This is a genomic window from Vibrio sp. MarTm2, assembly GCF_027587055.1.
Lineage (GTDB): Bacteria > Pseudomonadota > Gammaproteobacteria > Enterobacterales > Vibrionaceae > Vibrio > Vibrio sinaloensis_D.
In genome coordinates this window covers 394967-414060 of record NZ_JAPPTK010000001.1, presented here as the reverse complement: position 1 = coordinate 414060, position 19094 = coordinate 394967, and the positions used below count along the sequence as shown (strand labels likewise).

Sequence of the window (19094 nt, the reverse complement as noted above, 5' to 3'; positions counted from 1 at the left end):
TAATATTTTTTGTTACGGTTGTGTTTAAAGGTGTAACAAAAATGAGGAATAAAACCGGACTTAGATCTCCTTTTTTTGTTTAATTCCAAAAAAAGGCTAGTTTCTCTTGAAAAAGCTATTAATGTCCCCATTTCTGAAGACAATAACGACTTTATTGCTTCTTTTTATAGCAGTTAAGTGAGTTTTTAGGGTAATCCTAACGGTATCTTAGGGATCGGCTCGACAGCTATCGACTAGGTCGGTAGAATGCTGCGTCTAAATTTTTATCCTGAGGCTAATCGGAGATACCTTTCACGAACTCGGATTCGTAAAGATATCGCTCATTAGTCCGATAGCGGATCTTTGCCGTTATCGATACTCGATTTATAAAGAGTACTCGCAGAGTACAAACAAGGATGGGTCCTAATACCTGTTTTTGGATTTTAGGGCACATAAGCTCAGCAAGACTGAGCCAGTTTTGAGGTTAATGAATAATGCAAGTTACTGTTGAAACTCTAGAGGGCCTAGAGCGCCGTCTTAACATTACTGTTCCAGCTGCAAACATCGAAGATGCTGTGACAGCTGAACTACGCAACATCGCAAAGAACCGTCGTTTCGATGGTTTCCGTAAAGGTAAAGTGCCTCTAAAAATGGTTGCGAAGATGTACGGCAAAGCAGTACGTCAAGACGTGATGGGCGAAGTAATGCAACGTCACTTCATCGAAGCGATCGTTAAAGAAAAAATCAACCCAGCAGGTGCACCAACGTTCGCTCCAGTTGAAAACAAAGAAGGTGCAGACCTAGTTTTCAACGCAACTTTCGAAGTTTACCCAGAAGTTGAGCTTAAAGGCCTAGAGAACATCACTGTTGAAAAACCAACAACTGAAGTAAATGACGCTGACGTTGAAGAGATGATCGAAACGCTACGTAAGCAACAAGCTGGTTGGGTTGAAGTAGAAGAAGCGGCTGAAGAAGGCAAGCGCGCAACTATCGATTTCGTTGGCTCAATTGACGGCGAAGAATTCGAAGGCGGTAAAGCTGAGAACTTCCCACTAGAAATGGGCGCGGGTCGCATGATCCCTGGTTTTGAAGACGGTATCGCAGGTAAGACTGCTGGTATGGAATTCGAAATCGACGTAATTTTCCCTGAAGATTACCACGCAGAAAACCTAAAAGGTAAAGCGGCTAAGTTTGCGATTAAAGTAAACAAAGTTGAAGCGCGTGAGCTTCCAGAACTGAACGACGAATTCGTTTCTAAGTTCGGTGTTGCTGAAGGTGGCGTAGACGCACTTAAAGCTGAAGTTCGTAAGAACATGGAGCGTGAGCTTAAGCAAGCTGTTAAGAACCGCATCAAAGAGCAAGCAATCGACGGTCTAGTTAAAGAGAACGAAATCGACGTACCTGCGGCACTTATCGATCAAGAAATCGGTACTCTACGTCAGCAAGCTGCACAGCGTTTCGGTGGCAACCCTGAAGCGGCTGCACAACTTCCACGTGAACTGTTCGAAGAACAAGCTAAGCGTCGCGTAGTTGTTGGTCTTCTTCTAGGCGAAGTAATCAAGTCTGAAGAGCTAAAAGCTGACGACGAGAAAGTGAAAGCGCTAATCGAAGAAATGGCGACAGCTTACGAAGATCCAGCTGAAGTTGTTGCTTACTACGAGCAAAACGAGCAAATGATGAACAACATGCGCAACGTTGCTCTTGAAGAGCAAGCAATTGACGCAATCATCGCTAAAGCTCAGGTTACTGAAAAAGAAGTTAGCTTCAACGAGCTAATGAACCAGCAGCCAGCGGCTTAATAAGCAATATCTTGCGTAGAAGGTTGACGAAACGTTAACTATTCTGCTAACAATGGTCCGTATGATATTTGTCATTCGGGCCATTTATTTTAGGGACATAAGAATATGAGCTACCAAGAAAAAAATGCAATGTCGCCAATTCTAGACGCGCTAGTACCAATGGTGGTTGAACAGACTTCCCGTGGTGAACGTTCTTACGATATTTACTCTCGCTTGCTGAAAGAGCGCGTTATCTTCTTAACGGGTCAAGTGGAAGATCACATGGCAAATCTTGTCGTGGCGCAGCTACTTTTCCTAGAGTCTGAAAATCCTGATAAAGATATTTTCCTATACATCAATTCTCCTGGCGGTAGTGTGACAGCGGGTATGTCTATTTATGACACCATGCAGTTTATCAAACCAAATGTCAGCACGGTATGTATGGGACAAGCGTGCTCAATGGGCGCATTCTTACTTGCTGGTGGCGCACCAGGCAAGCGTTATGTACTGCCTAATTCGCGCGTGATGATTCACCAACCACTTGGCGGTTTCCAAGGTCAAGCGTCTGATATTCAAATTCATGCGCAAGAGATTTTGACCATCAAACAGAAGCTGAACAAGCTGCTGGCTGAGCACACAGGGCAACCGTTAGAAGTGATTGAACGCGATACCGATCGTGATAACTTTATGGCTGCTGAGCAAGCTGTGGAGTACGGTTTGGTTGACGCAGTATTAAGCCACCGCGGTGAATAATTGATAGCAATTGTTTAGCGCAATTCGGTTTAAATTGATATACACTCAAATCATATGAGTAAAGGCTAAGAGGTTAGCGAATGACAGATAAAAGCAAAGAGAGCGGTAGTAGTAAGCTTCTTTACTGCTCTTTCTGCGGCAAAAGCCAGCACGAAGTTCGCAAGCTGATCGCCGGTCCATCCGTCTATATCTGTGACGAATGTGTCGATCTATGTAACGATATTATTCGTGAAGAAATTAAAGATGTTCTACCGAAAAAACAATCTGAAGCGTTACCCGCTCCAAGAGAAATTCGTGAACATTTAGATGACTATGTGATCGGTCAAGATTACGCTAAGAAAGTGCTAGCAGTGGCCGTTTACAACCACTACAAGCGTTTACGTAACGGCGACACGACAAGCGAAGGTGTGGAACTTGGTAAGAGTAACATTCTTCTTATCGGTCCAACGGGTAGTGGCAAAACACTACTGGCTGAAACCCTAGCTCGTTTCCTAGATGTACCTTTCACAATGGCAGACGCAACGACGCTGACTGAAGCGGGTTACGTTGGTGAAGATGTTGAAAACATCATTCAAAAACTGCTCCAAAAATGTGATTACGATGTCGCGAAAGCAGAGCGCGGTATTGTTTACATCGACGAAATTGACAAGATTTCACGCAAAGCTGAAAACCCATCGATCACTCGTGATGTTTCTGGTGAAGGTGTTCAGCAAGCGCTTCTAAAACTTATCGAAGGTACGGTTGCTTCAGTTCCCCCGCAAGGTGGTCGTAAGCATCCTCAGCAAGAATTCCTACAAGTAGACACATCTAAGATTCTATTTATTTGTGGTGGTGCGTTTGCTGGCCTAGATAAAGTCATCGAGCAACGTGTTGCAACGGGCACTGGTATTGGTTTTGGTGCGGAAGTTCGTTCTAAAGACGAAACTAAGACTGTGGGTGAATTGTTCACTCAGGTTGAGCCAGAAGATTTGGTTAAATACGGCCTAATCCCTGAGTTCATCGGTCGTCTACCAGTGACAACAACATTGACTGAGCTTGACGAAGATGCGTTGATTCAGATTCTTTGTGAACCCAAGAACGCATTAACGAAGCAGTATGCAGCCTTGTTTGAACTTGAAGACTCTGAGCTTGAGTTCCGTGAAGATGCACTACGAGCTATCGCTAAGAAAGCGATGGAGCGTAAAACAGGTGCTCGCGGATTGCGTTCGATTCTTGAAGCGGTTCTTCTTGAGACGATGTACGAGTTGCCATCAATGGATAACGTAAGCAAAGTTGTAATTGATGAGTCAGTCATCAACGGTGAATCTGAACCGCTGTTGATTTACAGCAACGCTGACAACCAAGCTGCGGGTGCAGAATCGTAACCCGATTCACATAATTTGCTAAATCAGAAAAGGAGGTAATCAATTACCTCCTTTTTTTTATTCTTTCATTGAATCCAACCAATTAGCCCCCATATACTGCTCATAAGACTAAGCGGAAGAGAGAATAATATGAACTTGGAACGTTCCGAACGTATCGAGATCCCTGTACTACCTCTAAGAGATGTAGTCGTTTACCCGCACATGGTAATTCCTTTGTTTGTTGGTCGTGAAAAATCCATCGCTTGTCTCGAAGCGGCAATGGATAACAACAAGCAAGTGCTGCTAGTTGCGCAGAAAGAAGCGGATACAGATGAACCAACGAAGAATGATCTTTTCGATGTTGGTACCGTTGCGACTATTCTTCAACTTTTAAAGCTACCAGATGGAACAGTAAAAGTTCTTGTTGAAGGTCAACAACGCGCAAAAATCAATAGTCTGACTGATGATGAGTTCTTCGTTGCTGATGCTGAATATCTGGTCACGGAAGAACTTGACGAGCGCGAGCACGAAGTCATTGTTCGTAGTGCAATCAATCAGTTTGAAGGCTTTATTAAGCTCAACAAGAAAATCCCACCAGAAGTTCTCACGTCACTCAGTGGTATTGACGAAGCAGCTCGTCTTGCAGATACCATCGCTGCGCATATGCCGCTCAAGCTCGCTGACAAACAAACAGTTCTTGAGATCTTAGACGTAACAGAGCGTCTGGAATTCTTGATGGGGCAAATGGAGTCGGAAATCGACTTGCTACAGGTTGAGAAGCGCATCCGAACTCGTGTTAAAAAGCAGATGGAAAAATCTCAACGCGAGTACTACCTGAACGAGCAAATGAAAGCCATCCAGAAAGAGCTGGGTGAAGGCGAAGATGGCGTTGACGAATTTGAAGCTCTGAAACAGAAAATCGCTGATTCTAAAATGCCTCAAGAAGCGCGGGAAAAAACCGAGCAAGAGCTACAAAAGCTTAAGATGATGTCACCAATGTCAGCAGAAGCAACTGTTGTACGTGGCTACATCGATTGGATGCTTGGTGTACCTTGGAGCAAGCGTTCGAAAGTTAAGAAGAACTTGGCGAAAGCAGAAGAAATTCTAAACGAAGACCATTATGGTCTAGAGCGTGTTAAAGAGCGCATTCTAGAATACTTGGCGGTTCAGAATCGAATCAATAAGCTTAAAGGTCCAATTCTATGTCTTGTTGGTCCTCCTGGTGTGGGTAAAACGTCTCTAGGTCGTTCAATTGCTGCTGCGACAGGCCGTCAATACACGCGCATGGCATTAGGCGGCGTACGTGATGAAGCGGAGATTCGTGGTCACCGTCGTACATACATTGGTTCAATGCCGGGTAAACTTATTCAGAAAATGTCCAAAGTTGGTGTGAAGAACCCGCTATTCCTATTGGATGAAATCGACAAGATGTCGTCTGATATGCGTGGTGATCCGTCATCTGCCCTGTTAGAGGTGCTTGACCCTGAACAAAACAACGCGTTTAACGACCACTATCTAGAAGTCGATTATGACCTATCTGACGTAATGTTCGTGGCAACGTCGAACTCGATGGATATTCCAGGCCCACTGTTAGACCGTATGGAAGTGATTCGTTTATCGGGCTACACCGAAGACGAAAAGCTGAATATTGCGAAGCGTCACTTAGTTGAAAAACAGATCAAGCGCAACGGCCTAAAAGTGGGTGAGATTGAGATCGAAGATTCAGCCATTATTGGCATAATCCGTTACTACACGCGTGAAGCGGGTGTTCGTAGCCTAGAGCGTGAGATCTCGAAGATTTGTCGCAAAGCAGTGAAGAATATCTTGCTCGATAAAGAGCTTAAGACCGTCATTGTTACTATGGATAATCTAAAAGAATATCTGGGTGTTCAGCGCCATGATTATGGCAAAGCGGAAGATAGCAACCGTATTGGTCAAGTGACAGGTCTAGCTTGGACGCAAGTGGGCGGCGATCTGTTGACTATTGAAACGGAAGCGATGCCAGGCAAAGGCAAGCTGACGCAAACAGGGTCACTGGGTGACGTGATGAAAGAGTCTATCCAGGCGGCAATGACGGTAGTGCGTTCACGTGCCGAGAAGCTTGGTATTAACTCAGACTTCTATGAGAAGCGCGATATTCACGTACACGTACCAGAAGGTGCGACACCAAAAGATGGTCCAAGTGCGGGTATTGCCATGTGTACCGCGTTGGTTTCCAGCCTTACAGGAAACCCTGTTAAAGCGGAAGTCGGTATGACAGGTGAGATTACCTTGCGTGGTGAAGTCCTACCTATCGGTGGTTTAAAAGAGAAACTGCTTGCGGCTCATCGTGGTGGTATCAAAACAGTACTGATTCCTAAAGACAATGAGCGCGATTTGGAAGAAATTCCAGACAATGTCATCGCTGATCTGAAGGTAATTCCGGTGCAATGGATTGATGAAGTACTTCAAGTTGCATTAGAAAAAGACCCGTCAGGTGTCGAGATTGCTGTCGCAAAATAGTGATGTGTAGCAAAAATAAGTAAAAGATTACGCTGATAGGCTTAAAAAGGCTTGTCAGCGTTTTTTTTGGGCGCTAACGTTAGCGACTATAGCTTCAGCCCTTGCGGTATAAGGGATTGTCGCTGATTTGAAACAAATGGAACGAAAGCTACCGTAAATAACTAAATAAGGTAGCGCAAAGGGGAATCACAGTGAATAAAACACAATTAGTAGAAAAAATTGCAGAAAACGCAGATCTATCTAAAGCATCAGCAGGCCGCGCACTTGACGCTCTTATCGAAGCAGTGAGTGATACACTTCAGTCTGGTGATCAAGTTGCACTTGTTGGCTTCGGTACATTCAGCGTTCGCACTCGTGCAGCTCGCACAGGCCGTAACCCAAAAACGGGTGAAGAAATTCAAATTGCTGAAGCGAAAGTACCTTCATTCAAAGCGGGTAAAGCACTAAAAGACGCTTGTAACTAATAAAAATTGGCTTCATCCCCAATTTTGTTAGAACCTTTTTAAAATATGCGCATCATACTGATGCGCATTTCTTTTTCTGGTATTATCGCGCTATTCATTTTTGTTTTAGTATTAGGCACATCTGAGTGTTCTCAACAATGCTGAGATGTGCGAGCGGAGAGTAGTTTAAGTATGATGGATCGATTACGCGAAGGCGTTAACAGCATCGCGGTAAAAATTATCCTGGGACTTATCATCCTATCTTTCGTTTTTGCAGGTGTAGGAAGCTACATTGTTGGTGGCGCTGGCAACACAGCTGCAAAAGTGGGCAACGTAGAAATTGGCCGTGGTGAGTTTGAGCAAGCGTATCAAAATGAACGCAATCGCATGCAAGCTCAACTTGGCGATTATTTCTCAAATCTTCTTGCAGATCCTAGCTACGTAGAATCTTTCCGAAAATCAGTTCTTGATCGTATGGTCAATGATTTGCTGCTTGAGCAACATGCCGCATCTCTAGGTTTACGTGTAAGTGATGCTCAAGTACGTACCATGATTGTTGAAATGCCTCAGTTCCAAGTTGATGGTAAGTTTGACCAAGAAATCTATCAGTCGTCTTTGCGTCGTGCGGGTTTCACTCCGGAAAGTTTTGCGGAGTATCTGCGTCGTGATTTGGTTCGTAACCAACTCCTAACAGCGATTCAAGCGAGTGATTTCTCTCTTCCAGCAGAAGTTGAAGCACAGGCTAAGTTGTTGACTCAAACTCGTGAGGTTCAAACGCTGAGTCTGCCTCTTGATGACTTCGCAGCTAAAGTAGAATTGTCGGATGATGAAATTCAAGGTTACTACGAGCAAAACTCAGAGCGCTATACACGTCCGGAACAGGTGAAAGTCGCTTACATCGAGCTGTCAGCTCAGAAGCTAAAAGATGCAATAACTGTCTCTGACGAAGAAGCTAAAAAGTACTTTGAAGAACATTTAGATAAATATTCTTCAGAAGAACAGCGTCGCGTAAGTCACATACTAGTCGAAGGTGATGACCAAGCTAAAGCACAGGCAATTTTGGATGAGCTTAACGCTGGGACAGATTTTGCAGCGTTGGCAGAAGAAAAATCAGATGACTTTGGTAGCGCATCAGAAGGCGGATCGCTGGGTTGGATTGAGCGTGATGTCATGGACCCAGCTTTCGAAGAAGCAGCATTTGCACTGAAGAACGTGGGTGATGTAACGGGTTTAGTCAAATCTGACTTTGGCTACCACATTATCAAGCTTGATGAGCTTAAAGGCTCGGTCGTTAAGCCATACGCTGACGTCGCGGCTCAGATCAAACAAGAGCTGAAAGACCAACAAGCCATCGACCAGTTTTATGAGCTGCAAAGCGAATTAGAGAAAGTTGCCTTTGAGTACCCTGACTCACTAGATGACGCTGCGGCAGCTATTGACGCGAAAATTGAAACGACGGATTTTATTTCGCAAGTCGATGCGCCTGAACTGCTGAAAGCTCCATCAGTGTTGCAAGCTATCCTCAGCCCAGAAGTAAAAGAAGATGGTTTGAACTCAGAAGTGATTGAAGTTGCACCTGAGCATGTCATCGTAGTTCGTGTCGAAGATTATCGTGACGAAATGGTTTTGCCTTTAGACGATGTTCGTGAACAAGTTGTGGCGACATTGTCCAAGATCAAAGGCGAGCAGAACGCGATTGCATTGGCGGATAAGCTTGTCGCAGAATTAAAAGAAGGTAAGCAAGAGCTGTTAAACGAAAATGGTCTCGCATTCAATGACGTACAAGCAGTTGATCGCAGTGCACCTATGGCAGATGTTATTTTCGCAATGCCTAAGCCATCAGAAGGCAAGGTTGAGTACGCTCAGGCTAAAGAGCTTAACGGAAACATTGCGGTTGTTAAGCTATCGAATGTGAGTGATGAGTTTGACGCTCAGTACAACGCGCAAATTAGTAACCAGTTGACACAGATGAATGCTCAACTCGACTTAACTGGATTGATAAGCGTTTTACGTAAAACGACCGATATTGAGTATTTTGTAGTGTCTCAATAATTTCAATGTAATTGATATATCGATAAAAACGGGCTGCATTTGCAGCCCGTTTTGTTTTTTGTACTGTGTAGTTTTCAATGCAATTTCTCAGGGTAACCTCATGCCTCTATCGTTACTTCAAGGAGAGTTTTGTGTTCATAAAATGGTTGTTTACATTCATACTTGTTCTTTCTTTGCCACAAGTCGCGTTGGCAGATCAAAAAGTGAACCCAAAGTATGAGGGAATAGAAATTACGGTGAACGTGAACCAGGCGAGCGCTGAGGAACTCGCAGATTTGCTTACCGGAATTGGAATGAAAAAAGCGCAAGCGATAGTCGACTATCGTGAAAAGCACGGAGATTTCGAGAGCACTGAGTCGCTAGTGAATGTCAAGGGGATTGGTCCGGCACTGGTTGATAAAAATCGTGAGCGAATTCACTTATAAATTTCGTTTAGAGCGCGTATGCGCTCTTTTTCAATTTTCCTCAATCCTTCCTAGCACCCTTGTTCGAATACCTCTATAATTTCACGCCGATACTGAATCAGCACAATTACGCTGAACCAAACTAACGTGGAGTTAATGATGTCGTCTCATACACCGGTAGTGACCGTTGATGGACCAAGCGGAGCTGGCAAGGGCACGCTTTGCATGCTTCTTTCTAAGAAGTTAGGTTTTCACTTACTCGATTCTGGCGCGATTTATCGTGTTCTCGCATTGGCGGCAATTCACCATGGTGTGGATCTAGAATCCGAAAACGCTCTTGTTCCTTTGGCGACACACCTTGATGTTCAGTTCATTGCTGAAGGGGACCTTGTAAAAGTGATTCTTGAAGGTGAAGACGTTTCAGGTGAGCTTCGTAAAGAAGAGACAGGTATGGCAGCGTCTAAAGTGGCGGCATTGCCGCGCGTTCGAGAAGCATTGCTTCGACGTCAGCGCGCGTTTGCTGAAGGTGTTGGTTTGGTCGCCGATGGTCGTGATATGGGGACGGTTGTTTTCCCCCAAGCGGAAGCAAAAATTTTCCTAGATGCCAGCGCTGAAGAGCGCGCTAATCGTCGGCTTAAACAGTTGCAAGGCAAGGGTTTAGATGTTAAATTTGACGACCTTTTGTGCGAGATCCAAGAGCGTGACGATCGAGATCGTAACCGCCCAGTGGCACCATTACGCCCTGCAGAGGATGCGCTTTTGCTTGATTCTACGTCGATGACTATCGACCAAGTGGTAGAAAAAGCACTACAATATATCAAATCTAAGCTAGTCGCCTAGGCGGCTAGGTCAGAGCGTTGGTCGCAAGGATGATGACTGGCGAATTTAATAACCCCATGCGGTAGGATACCCGTGGACGTTTAATTTATTGAAGATTAAATAAATGACTGAATCTTTTGCTCAACTCTTTGAAGAGTTTCTAAACGAAACAGAATTCCAACAAGGCAGCATCGTTAAAGGTACTGTAGTAGCTATCGAGAACGGTTTCGTTCTTGTTGACGCTGGTCTTAAGTCTGAATCTGCTATCCCTGCTGAACAGTTCAAGAACGCTGCTGGCGAACTTGAAGTTGAAGTTGGTGCTGAAGTAGACGTAGCTCTAGACGCTGTTGAAGATGGTTTCGGTGAGACTCAACTTTCTCGTGAGAAAGCTAAGCGTCACGAAGCTTGGATCGTTCTTGAGAAAGCTTGTGAAGAAGCTGAGACTGTTGTTGGTATCATCAACGGTAAAGTTAAAGGCGGTTTCACTGTTGAACTAAACGGTATCCGTGCTTTCCTTCCTGGTTCTCTAGTAGACGTACGTCCTATCCGTGACACTGCTCACCTAGAAAACAAAGAGCTAGAGTTCAAAGTTATCAAACTTGACCAGAAGCGTAACAACGTAGTTGTTTCTCGCCGTGCAGTTATCGAGTCTGAGAACAGCGTTGAGCGTGATGAGCTTCTAGAAACTCTACAAGAAGGCGCAGAAGTTAAAGGTATCGTTAAGAACCTTACTGACTACGGTGCATTCGTAGACCTAGGTGGCGTTGACGGCCTACTACACATCACTGACATGGCTTGGAAGCGCGTTAAGCACCCTTCTGAGATCGTTAACGTTGGTGACGAGATCCAAGTTAAAGTTCTTAAGTTCGACCGTGAGCGTACTCGCGTATCACTAGGTCTTAAGCAGCTAGGCGAAGATCCATGGGTAGCAATCGCTAAGCGTTACCCAGAAGGTCACAAGCTAACTGGTCGCGTTACTAACCTAACTGATTACGGCTGTTTCGTTGAAATCGAAGAAGGCGTTGAAGGTCTAGTACACGTTTCTGAAATGGATTGGACTAACAAGAACATCCACCCATCTAAAGTTGTTAATGTTGGCGACGAAGTTGAGGTTATGGTTCTTGAAATCGACGAGGAGCGTCGTCGTATCTCTCTAGGTCTGAAACAGTGTAAAGCTAACCCATGGCAATCTTTCGCTGAAGCGCAAGCTAAAGGCGACAAAGTTACTGGTAAGATCAAGTCTATCACTGACTTCGGTATCTTCATCGGTCTAGAAGGCGGCATCGACGGTCTAGTTCACCTATCTGACATTTCTTGGAATGTTGCTGGTGAAGAAGCTGTACGTGAGTACAAGAAAGGCGACGAGATCTCTGCTGTAGTTCTAGCTGTAGATGCTGAGCGTGAGCGTATCTCTCTAGGCGTTAAGCAAATGGAAAATGACCCATTCAATGCTTACGTAGCTGAGAACAAGAAAGGTGCACTAGTTAACGGTACTGTTACTGCAGTAGACGCTAAAGGTGCAACTATCGAGCTAGTAGAAGGCGTTGAAGGTTACATCCGCGCTTCTGAAGCTTCACGTGACCGCGTTGAAGATGCATCTCTAATCCTAAGCGTTGGTGACAGCGTTGAAGCGAAGTTCACAGGTGTTGACCGTAAGAACCGCGTAATCAACCTATCTATCAAAGCTAAAGATGAAGCAGAAGAGCAAGAAGCAATGGCTTCTCTGAACAAAGCTGATGAAGCTTCGTTCGGTAACGCTATGGCTGACGCATTCAAAGCAGCTAAAGGCGAGTAATTTACTCGTTTTTAAGAAAAAGGGGCCGTAAGGCTCCTTTTTTATTCTTACTCGAAAATGAGTAGTAATACCAATTGGCAAAAGCGGTTCAATTAAGTTGAGTTTCTAGTTGTGCAAATTGAACAAACTTTGTCTAAAATTGAAAGCAAGTGTTTGTTGGAATTGGTATTACTTACTATAATAAGTGATAAATTACTCTATGAGGGAAACTATGACTAAGTCTGAGTTAATCGAAAGACTCTGTGCTGAGCAAACTCACCTTTCAGCTAAAGAGATTGAAGATGCTGTAAAAGACATTTTAGAGCATATGGCTTCGACACTGGAAAGTGGCGACAGAATCGAGATTCGTGGTTTTGGTAGTTTCTCTCTACATTACCGTGAGCCTCGAGTTGGGCGCAACCCTAAGACTGGTGACAAGGTGGAGTTGGAAGGCAAGTATGTTCCTCACTTTAAACCAGGAAAAGAGTTACGTGAGCGTGTAAATATCGGCTAAGTTTCTAAAACGTTAGCGATAAGCGGCATTATTCAGTAGTGCCGCTTTTTTATTGGCGGTTATACCGATATAAGCATGGTTTGTTCATTGGTTTTACTGCATAATCGTAACGGCTGATTTTTGCTTAGGTGATGGACTATGAAAATTATAAAGATCGTTATCGTATTGGCTCTGTTTTTAGTGGCGTTAGCATTAGGCTCTCAGAACCAAGCGATTGTTAACTTCAATTACTTAATTGCTCAAGGTGAGTTTCACCTCTCTACGCTTCTAGGCGTCGTATTTGTGACTGGTTTTGCTATATCTTGGCTAATTTTTGGCAGTTTGCACCTTAAGTCTCAACTTCAAGTAAGAAAGCTGAAGAAGCAAGTAAAAAAACTTTCTCCAGCCACTGAGCAAGCTACCCAGGTCAAAGCATCTTAAGTTACGCAGGTAGGCTCTCCACTCGATGTTAGAAATACTCTTCTTGTTGTTACCTATCGCCGCTGCATACGGCTGGTATATGGGTAATCGCAGTGCCCAACAAGACAAGCAGAAACACTCTAATCAAATATCCCGTCAATACGTGACGGGTCTTAACCTTCTTCTTTCTGACCAATCAGACAAAGCAGTAGACCACTTTATAGAACTTCTTCAAGTTGATAACGAAACAATCGATACACACTTAGCGTTGGGTAACTTGTTTCGATCACGAGGAGAAGTTGATCGTGCCATCCGCATACACCAGAATTTAATCTCACGCTCAGGTCTCACTATCGACCAAAAAAATATCGCCCTTCAACAATTAGCCAAAGATTACATGGTTTCTGGCTTTCTCGATCGAGCGGAAAAAATCTTTGAACAGCTAGTCGAAGAGCCAGATCATCGTGAGGCAGCCTTACAGCAACTGGTTTCTATCTACCAGCAAACTAGGGAGTGGTCTAAAGCCATCCACTACGCGACGCTTCTGGTTAAGCTGGGGCGTAAGCGGATGCGCAACAGCATTGCACACTTTTGGTGTGAACTGGCGATGCAAGAAAAGGCGGATGGGAATCAAGCGAAAGCTTTACAGCACTTTAGAAAAGCGCTCAGCGAGGACCCTAAATGTGTCAGGGCCAGTATAGCGCTAGGCAAAACCTACTTAGAAAATGAAGACTATAGAAGTGCTATCAAGCATTTTGAAATGGTACTAGAACAAGATAGCGACTTCGTCAGTGAAGTACTACCGATTCTTGCCGATTGCTATCATCATTTAGGCTCAGAAGATGAGCTACTCGAGTTCCTTCGTCAATGTATTGTTAATAAAGCAGGCGCTTCTGCTGAATTAATGCTGGCTCAATTGGTAGCAAAACATGAAGGTTCAGGATCTGCACAGGAATTGTTGACCCGTCAATTAGTGAAAAACCCGACGATGAAAGGGTTTTATCGCTTGATTGACTATCACTTGGCTGAAGCAGAAGAAGGCCGAGCGAAAGCGAGCTTGGCTACGTTGCAAAAGCTCGTTGGAGAACAAATGAAGGTAAAGCCTCATTATCGATGTCGTAAATGTGGCTTTTCGACTCACTCTATGTACTGGCATTGCCCATCGTGTAAAGGGTGGGGAACCATCAAGCCTATTAGAGGTTTAGATGGAGAATAATGAATTTGATTGGGCTTCCAATCGTAATGAGCAGCGGTGATCCCGCTGCTTTTTTTAGGCATGTTAATACTAGTTAGGAGATGAAATGATTGACCAAAAAGTTATTGTTGCGCTGGATTATGACAACCAAGCTGACGCACTTGCTTTTGTAGATCGAATCGACCCAAGCTCTTGTCGACTAAAAGTCGGTAAAGAAATGTTTACCTTGTTTGGTCCTGATTTCGTTAAAGAGCTTCACAAACGTGGCTTCTCCGTATTTCTTGATTTGAAATTCCACGACATCCCAAATACATGTTCTAAAGCCGTCCGCGCGGCTGCAGAGTTGGGGGTCTGGATGGTGAATGTTCATGCGAGTGGTGGGGAACGAATGATGACAGCATCACGCGAAATTCTTGAATCCTACGGAAAGGAACGACCACTGCTTATTGGGGTAACAGTACTAACCAGTATGGAACAGGGTGATTTGGCTGGCGTAGGGTTAAACGTTGAACCACGAGACCATGTTATTCGACTGGCGACGTTGACGAAGAACTCAGGTCTTGATGGTGTTGTTTGCTCAGCTCAGGAAGCATCTATGCTAAAACAGGCGATCGGCCAAGAATTTAAACTCGTTACACCAGGCATTCGACCTACGGGTGCTGCTGTTGGTGACCAGAAACGTATCATGACACCAGTGGATGCGGTTCAGTCAGGTTCGGACTACTTGGTGATTGGTCGACCTATTACTCAAGCAGAAAACCCTGAAAAGGTATTAACTAGTATTAACAACGAATTGTTACAACTAAAATAACAAATAAAAACTCCAAATATCATGGCCTAAACGACTCAAATGAATGAAGCAATCGTTTAGGCTTTTTTTGCTTAGCATAAAGTTCTACAAATTCTCGCTTTATAACCTTACCCGATAACTTATCTTGTCACTAATTACTCGTTTATCCTTAAAAATCCAGTATTCTGAGGCACAACGCAAAGTCGATGTTACCTTTACGTCAAAACTTTGTAGAAAGTATGACGTAAGTCGATAAAAATCGACAAAATTGATAAATTCGTTTTATAGATTTGAAAACATCGATTATCGTCAACAGATTAATGTCAAAGATACTGGTTATACCAGTTGCGTATTCTAATAAGTCACAGGATGTGATGACACTTTAATTAGTAATTGGTACGGAGTATTTCCAATTGTTAGCATATATTTTACGACGCCTATTATTAGTCGTACCTACCTTTTTAGGTATCACAATCTTAATATTCGCAATTACACGTTTTGTTCCAGGTGGACCTGTAGAGCGAATGTTGGCGAGTATGCATTCAGGATCCGATAGTGCATCGGTCAGTGTTGCTGGTAATAGTTCTGCATTATCAGAAGACCAGATTGCGGACCTAAATGCTTTTTATGGATTGGATAAACCTGTAATTGAAGCCTACTTAGATTGGTTGTCTAAAATTATTGTCTTGGATTTTGGCGAGTCAACTCGTTATTACGAACCCGTCGGCGATATGATCGCTGAGCGCCTACCTGTCTCTTTATTTTATGGCGGAATGACATTCTTTATAAGCTATTTTATCTCAATCCCGCTTGGCTATTACAAGGCAATTAAGCACGGTTCAGTGTTTGATTCCACTTCATCCGTATTAATATTTGTTGGTTACGCATTGCCCGGTTATGTTGTCGGTGTCTTCTTAATAACTGTTTTTGCATACAACTTAGATTGGTTTCCAATGGGGGGCTTTGTCGGTGACGATTTTGATGACTATGAAACCTTCTTCGAACAGTTTAAAGATATTATGTGGCACGCGGTATTGCCCCTAATCTGTTATTTGATAGGTGACTTCGCGACATTAACAATGACAATGAAAAATAATCTAATGGAGAACATTTCCGCTGATTATATTCGAACGGCAATTGCGAAAGGTTTACCATTTAAAAAGGCGGTCAAAAAACACGCACTTCAAAATAGTTTAATTCCAATTGCGAGCCACTTTGGTAACTCATTGTTGTTCTTTATGACGGGTTCATTCCTTATCGAAGTTATTTTCAATATCGATGGTATTGGCCTGTTGGGTTATGAGTCCATTGTCGAACGCGATTACCCAGTCGTGATGGGCATCGTGGCTATTAACGCTGTGATGTTAATGGTTGGCAATATTCTTTCAGATTTATGTGTAGCCATCGCAGACCCACGAGTGAGGTTCGGATCATGATCAAATTAACGCCTCTTACTCAAAAGAAAATCAAGCACTTTAAAGAGATAAAACGCGGCTACTGGTCGCTTGTTATTCTAAGTACTTTTTTACTGCTCTCACTATTTGCTGAAGTATTAGTGAACAGTAAAGCATTGGTCGTTAAGTACAATGACGAGTGGTCATTCCCGGTCTTTAGTGATGTAAAGCCCGGTACGGAGTTTGGCTTGGATTATTCAAGTGAAACCGATTACCGACAGTTAAAAGCATTATTTGATAGCGAAGACAGCGGCAATTTTGTTGTTATGCCAATCGTGCCGTGGAACCCGTACGAGCAAGACTTTAGTGGGGATTTCCCTCCTCTTGCTCCGAGTTTCGAAACTCAGCACTACTTAGGTACCGATGTGATAGGTCGTGACATCCTCGCGCGTCTTGTCTACGGTTTCCGCATTGCGATGGGTTTTGCACTAATGACCATGGCGGTTTCTTATGCGATTGGAACCATCGTTGGCTGTTCTATGGGTTTTTTTGGCGGAAAGTTTGATTTATTCGTACAGCGACTCATCGAAGTCTGGTCAATGGTTCCTTTTCTATATGTGATCATGATTTTAGTGTCGATCACCCAACCAACCTTTGCGCTCTTTGTCGCGATAAACGTTTTGTTTGGCTGGATGGGCATTACGTGGTACATGCGAACCATGACTTATAAAGAGTCAGCCCGAGAGTACGTGATGGCGGCGCGAGCTTTGGGCGCATCGACTAGCCGTATTCTGCTTCATCATATCTTACCCAACACAATGGTGATGATTGTAACGTTGGCGCCATTTACTATCGCTGCAAATATCACAGCGCTTACCGCACTTGACTATTTAGGTCTTGGGCTGATGCCGCCGACCCCGAGTTGGGGGGAGCTTCTCCAACAAGGTAAGTCCAACCTCGACGCTCCATGGATTGTTGTATCGGTTGTGACTTCAATTGTCGCTGTTTTAGTGATGGTGACCTTCATAGGCGAAGCTATTCGAAGCGCATTCGACCCTAAAAAATTTACTCGCTATGAATAGCCGCAGATTTACAAGGAAGTAATAATAATGAAAAATTTCGCTAAATTGACCGCGATTGCGGCACTAGTTGGAGTCGCTTTTTCGTCTCAAGCGCAATCTTTACCTGCTGATTTAAATTGGATTTCTAATGATTCAGAGCCGTTATTCGCTTCTTCTGAGGCTCAACGCGGAGGGACGTTACGCACCTTTATGATTAGTTTCCCACAGACGTTGCGAAGCGTGGGACCAGATGCAAACTCAGGTCTTCGTCACTACTTTATGGACGGATCTCCAAAGCTTGCGCAGCGCCACCCTAATACCGGTAAATGGATTCCGCAACTCGCCAAGTCTTGGGCATTTTCGGACGACAACAAAACGGTTTACTTCCAGCTAGACGAAAACGCGAAATGGTCAGATGGTGAAAAGATAACCGCAGATGACTATGTGTTCATGCTCCAGTACTACCGTTCCAAAGACATTGTCGACCCTTGGTACAACGACTTCTTCAGCAATTCAATCACCAATGTGACTAAGATTAACGATTACACCATCGCGGTTGAAACAGACGTAGAGCAGAGCCAAGACGCGTTGATGGTGTTAATCAATATGCCAAGTAATGGTTTTCAGCCTCGCCCTGAACATTTCTTCAAAGGAGGCAAAGATGAAAATGGCGATGGTATGGTCGATAACTTCGTTCGTAAGTACAACTTTAAGAGCGAGCCAACAGCAGGGCCTTACTACCTAGACAAGGTCAAAAAAGGCAAAAGTGTCACGTTTAAACACGTTGGTGACGACTGGTGGGGCTATTCAAACCGCTATTACCAAAACCGTTATAACGTCGACAAAATTAGAATCAGTGTGATTCGAGATTTCGACATCGCTTTAAAGCACTTCGAAAAAGGCAAGCTTGATTATTTTGACATGATTTTGCCAGAGTATTGGCACGGCAAGTCTGATTCGCAAGCCTCTAAAGATGGCTACATCCAGAAATTTTGGGGATTCAACCAAATGCCCCAAGGCGCAGGTGGTTTGTGGATGAACACCGCTAAGCCTTTATTGGATGACATCAATCTTCGCAAAGGGATTATGTTCGCCACTGACTACGATGGCATGATCGCCAATATCATGAGAGGCGATTACTCACGTAAGCCACACGGTCTTGGTTTCGGTCATGGTGAGTACGACAAAGCTGACAATAAAGCGCCTGAGTTCAGCCCAAGTAAAGCTGCCGAGTTTTTTGCGCAAGCTGGCTTTAACAAAATCGGCCCAGATGGCATTCGCGTAAATGACAAAGGTGAGCGTCTATCGTTTGCGATTACCTATGGCTACAACACTTGGACACCACGTATTGCGTACCTAAAAGAACAAGCTAAGTTAGCGGGTCTAGAGTTTACTTTGAACCTAGTCGATGGTTCTTCAGCGTTCAAATACATCCTAGAGAAAAAACATGAGCTGGCTTTCCTTAACATGGGATCGGGTGAAATTCCGGCTTACTGGGAGTATTTGCACTCTGACAATGCTAACAAGCCACAGACCAATGCGCACACCAACTACAGTAGTCCAGAGCTCGATGAACTTATCGAAGCGTATGACGCTGAGTTTGACCAGCAAAAACGTTACGCCCTGTCGCATCAAATCCAAGACTACGTTACGGAAGCGAACATTATCGTCCCTGGTTACATGGTGCCTTACTCTCGCGCAATACACTGGCGCTGGATCAAGTATCCAGAAAGCCCAATGAGCAAGAAAACAGAAAGCATTTTCCACCCAATGGACATCGCAAACTTCTGGATCGACAAGAGCGCGAAAAAAGAAACAGAACAAGCAATGAAAAAGGGGACCACTTTCCCTGCTGTCAGCGTTGTTGACGACAAGTTTAAGCTGTAGGTAAGGG

The 19094-nt window shown here is 44.1% G+C and carries 16 protein-coding genes; all 16 read left to right on the top strand.

Features of this window, described 5'->3' with window-relative positions; translation table 11 throughout:
* Nucleotides 1–473 precede the first annotated feature (473 nt).
* The 16 genes from tig to OH458_RS01830 all read left to right on the top strand — a co-directional run bounded on the left by tig (nucleotide 474) and on the right by OH458_RS01830 (nucleotide 19087).
* On the top strand, nucleotides 474–1778 hold the full coding sequence (tig, locus tag OH458_RS01905; RefSeq protein ID WP_269977096.1) for a trigger factor: 1305 nt from the start codon (nucleotides 474–476) through the stop codon (nucleotides 1776–1778).
* 105 nt (nucleotides 1779–1883) lie between these two features.
* Nucleotides 1884–2510: an ATP-dependent Clp endopeptidase proteolytic subunit ClpP gene (clpP, locus tag OH458_RS01900; RefSeq protein WP_005473337.1), complete on the top strand. Its 627-nt coding sequence runs from the start codon at nucleotides 1884–1886 to the stop codon at nucleotides 2508–2510.
* Between the two features lie 80 nt (nucleotides 2511–2590).
* Nucleotides 2591–3874 (top strand): ATP-dependent protease ATP-binding subunit ClpX, encoded by a 1284-nt coding sequence (gene clpX, locus OH458_RS01895; protein WP_038133983.1) that lies wholly within the window; start codon nucleotides 2591–2593, stop codon nucleotides 3872–3874.
* A 129-nt stretch (nucleotides 3875–4003) separates the two neighbouring features.
* On the top strand, nucleotides 4004–6355 hold the full coding sequence (gene lon, locus OH458_RS01890) for an endopeptidase La (protein ID WP_269977095.1): 2352 nt from the start codon (nucleotides 4004–4006) through the stop codon (nucleotides 6353–6355).
* Nucleotides 6356–6546: 191 nt separating this feature from the next.
* Complete coding sequence (locus tag OH458_RS01885; protein ID WP_005473436.1) at nucleotides 6547–6819, top strand: HU family DNA-binding protein; 273 nt, start codon at nucleotides 6547–6549, stop codon at nucleotides 6817–6819.
* Between the two features lie 171 nt (nucleotides 6820–6990).
* Nucleotides 6991–8850, top strand: coding sequence for a peptidylprolyl isomerase (ppiD, locus tag OH458_RS01880; RefSeq protein WP_039483003.1), 1860 nt, complete (start codon nucleotides 6991–6993; stop codon nucleotides 8848–8850).
* Nucleotides 8851–8981: 131 nt separating this feature from the next.
* Entirely contained in the window at nucleotides 8982–9275 is a 294-nt protein-coding gene (locus OH458_RS01875; protein ID WP_269977094.1) for a ComEA family DNA-binding protein, read from the top strand.
* A 138-nt stretch (nucleotides 9276–9413) separates the two neighbouring features.
* Entirely contained in the window at nucleotides 9414–10094 is a 681-nt protein-coding gene (cmk, locus tag OH458_RS01870) for a (d)CMP kinase (protein WP_269977093.1), read from the top strand.
* A gap of 103 nt (nucleotides 10095–10197) precedes the next feature.
* Complete coding sequence (gene rpsA / locus OH458_RS01865) at nucleotides 10198–11868, top strand: 30S ribosomal protein S1 (protein WP_038133994.1); 1671 nt, start codon at nucleotides 10198–10200, stop codon at nucleotides 11866–11868.
* 211 nt (nucleotides 11869–12079) lie between these two features.
* Nucleotides 12080–12361, top strand: a complete 282-nt coding sequence (gene ihfB, locus OH458_RS01860; RefSeq protein WP_011080796.1) for an integration host factor subunit beta — start codon at nucleotides 12080–12082, stop codon at nucleotides 12359–12361.
* A 138-nt stretch (nucleotides 12362–12499) separates the two neighbouring features.
* Nucleotides 12500–12781 carry a LapA family protein gene (locus OH458_RS01855; RefSeq protein ID WP_038191525.1) on the top strand — a complete coding sequence of 94 codons (282 nt, stop codon included), beginning with the start codon at nucleotides 12500–12502 and terminating at the stop codon, nucleotides 12779–12781.
* A 25-nt stretch (nucleotides 12782–12806) separates the two neighbouring features.
* Nucleotides 12807–13976: a lipopolysaccharide assembly protein LapB gene (gene lapB / locus OH458_RS01850; RefSeq protein WP_038133998.1), complete on the top strand. Its 1170-nt coding sequence runs from the start codon at nucleotides 12807–12809 to the stop codon at nucleotides 13974–13976.
* Nucleotides 13977–14061: 85 nt separating this feature from the next.
* Nucleotides 14062–14766 carry an orotidine-5'-phosphate decarboxylase gene (pyrF, locus tag OH458_RS01845; protein ID WP_269977092.1) on the top strand — a complete coding sequence of 235 codons (705 nt, stop codon included), beginning with the start codon at nucleotides 14062–14064 and terminating at the stop codon, nucleotides 14764–14766.
* A 392-nt stretch (nucleotides 14767–15158) separates the two neighbouring features.
* Entirely contained in the window at nucleotides 15159–16181 is a 1023-nt protein-coding gene (locus OH458_RS01840; RefSeq protein WP_269977091.1) for an ABC transporter permease subunit, read from the top strand.
* Entirely contained in the window at nucleotides 16178–17221 is a 1044-nt protein-coding gene (locus OH458_RS01835; protein ID WP_269977090.1) for an ABC transporter permease, read from the top strand. Before OH458_RS01840 ends, OH458_RS01835 begins: the two co-directional genes overlap by 4 nt.
* A gap of 27 nt (nucleotides 17222–17248) precedes the next feature.
* The gene (locus OH458_RS01830) at nucleotides 17249–19087 is read left to right on the top strand and encodes an extracellular solute-binding protein (protein ID WP_269977089.1); all 1839 of its coding nucleotides are present in this window, start codon (nucleotides 17249–17251) and stop codon (nucleotides 19085–19087) included.
* Nucleotides 19088–19094: the final 7 nt, after the last annotated feature.

Excerpts from the sequence above, each read along its gene's own strand:
- tig (WP_269977096.1), top strand. The coding sequence starts at position 474 with ATGCAAGTTACTGTTGAAACTCTAGAGGGCCTAGAGCGCCGTCTTAAC.
- clpP (WP_005473337.1), top strand. The coding sequence starts at position 1,884 with ATGAGCTACCAAGAAAAAAATGCAATGTCGCCAATTCTAGACGCGCTA.
- clpX (WP_038133983.1), top strand. The coding sequence starts at position 2,591 with ATGACAGATAAAAGCAAAGAGAGCGGTAGTAGTAAGCTTCTTTACTGC.
- lon (WP_269977095.1), top strand. The coding sequence starts at position 4,004 with ATGAACTTGGAACGTTCCGAACGTATCGAGATCCCTGTACTACCTCTA.
- ppiD (WP_039483003.1), top strand. The coding sequence starts at position 6,991 with ATGATGGATCGATTACGCGAAGGCGTTAACAGCATCGCGGTAAAAATT.
- cmk (WP_269977093.1), top strand. The coding sequence starts at position 9,414 with ATGTCGTCTCATACACCGGTAGTGACCGTTGATGGACCAAGCGGAGCT.
- rpsA (WP_038133994.1), top strand. The coding sequence starts at position 10,198 with ATGACTGAATCTTTTGCTCAACTCTTTGAAGAGTTTCTAAACGAAACA.
- ihfB (WP_011080796.1), top strand. The coding sequence starts at position 12,080 with ATGACTAAGTCTGAGTTAATCGAAAGACTCTGTGCTGAGCAAACTCAC.
- OH458_RS01855 (WP_038191525.1), top strand. The coding sequence starts at position 12,500 with ATGAAAATTATAAAGATCGTTATCGTATTGGCTCTGTTTTTAGTGGCG.
- lapB (WP_038133998.1), top strand. The coding sequence starts at position 12,807 with ATGTTAGAAATACTCTTCTTGTTGTTACCTATCGCCGCTGCATACGGC.
- pyrF (WP_269977092.1), top strand. The coding sequence starts at position 14,062 with ATGATTGACCAAAAAGTTATTGTTGCGCTGGATTATGACAACCAAGCT.
- OH458_RS01835 (WP_269977090.1), top strand. The coding sequence starts at position 16,178 with ATGATCAAATTAACGCCTCTTACTCAAAAGAAAATCAAGCACTTTAAA.
- OH458_RS01830 (WP_269977089.1), top strand. The coding sequence starts at position 17,249 with ATGAAAAATTTCGCTAAATTGACCGCGATTGCGGCACTAGTTGGAGTC.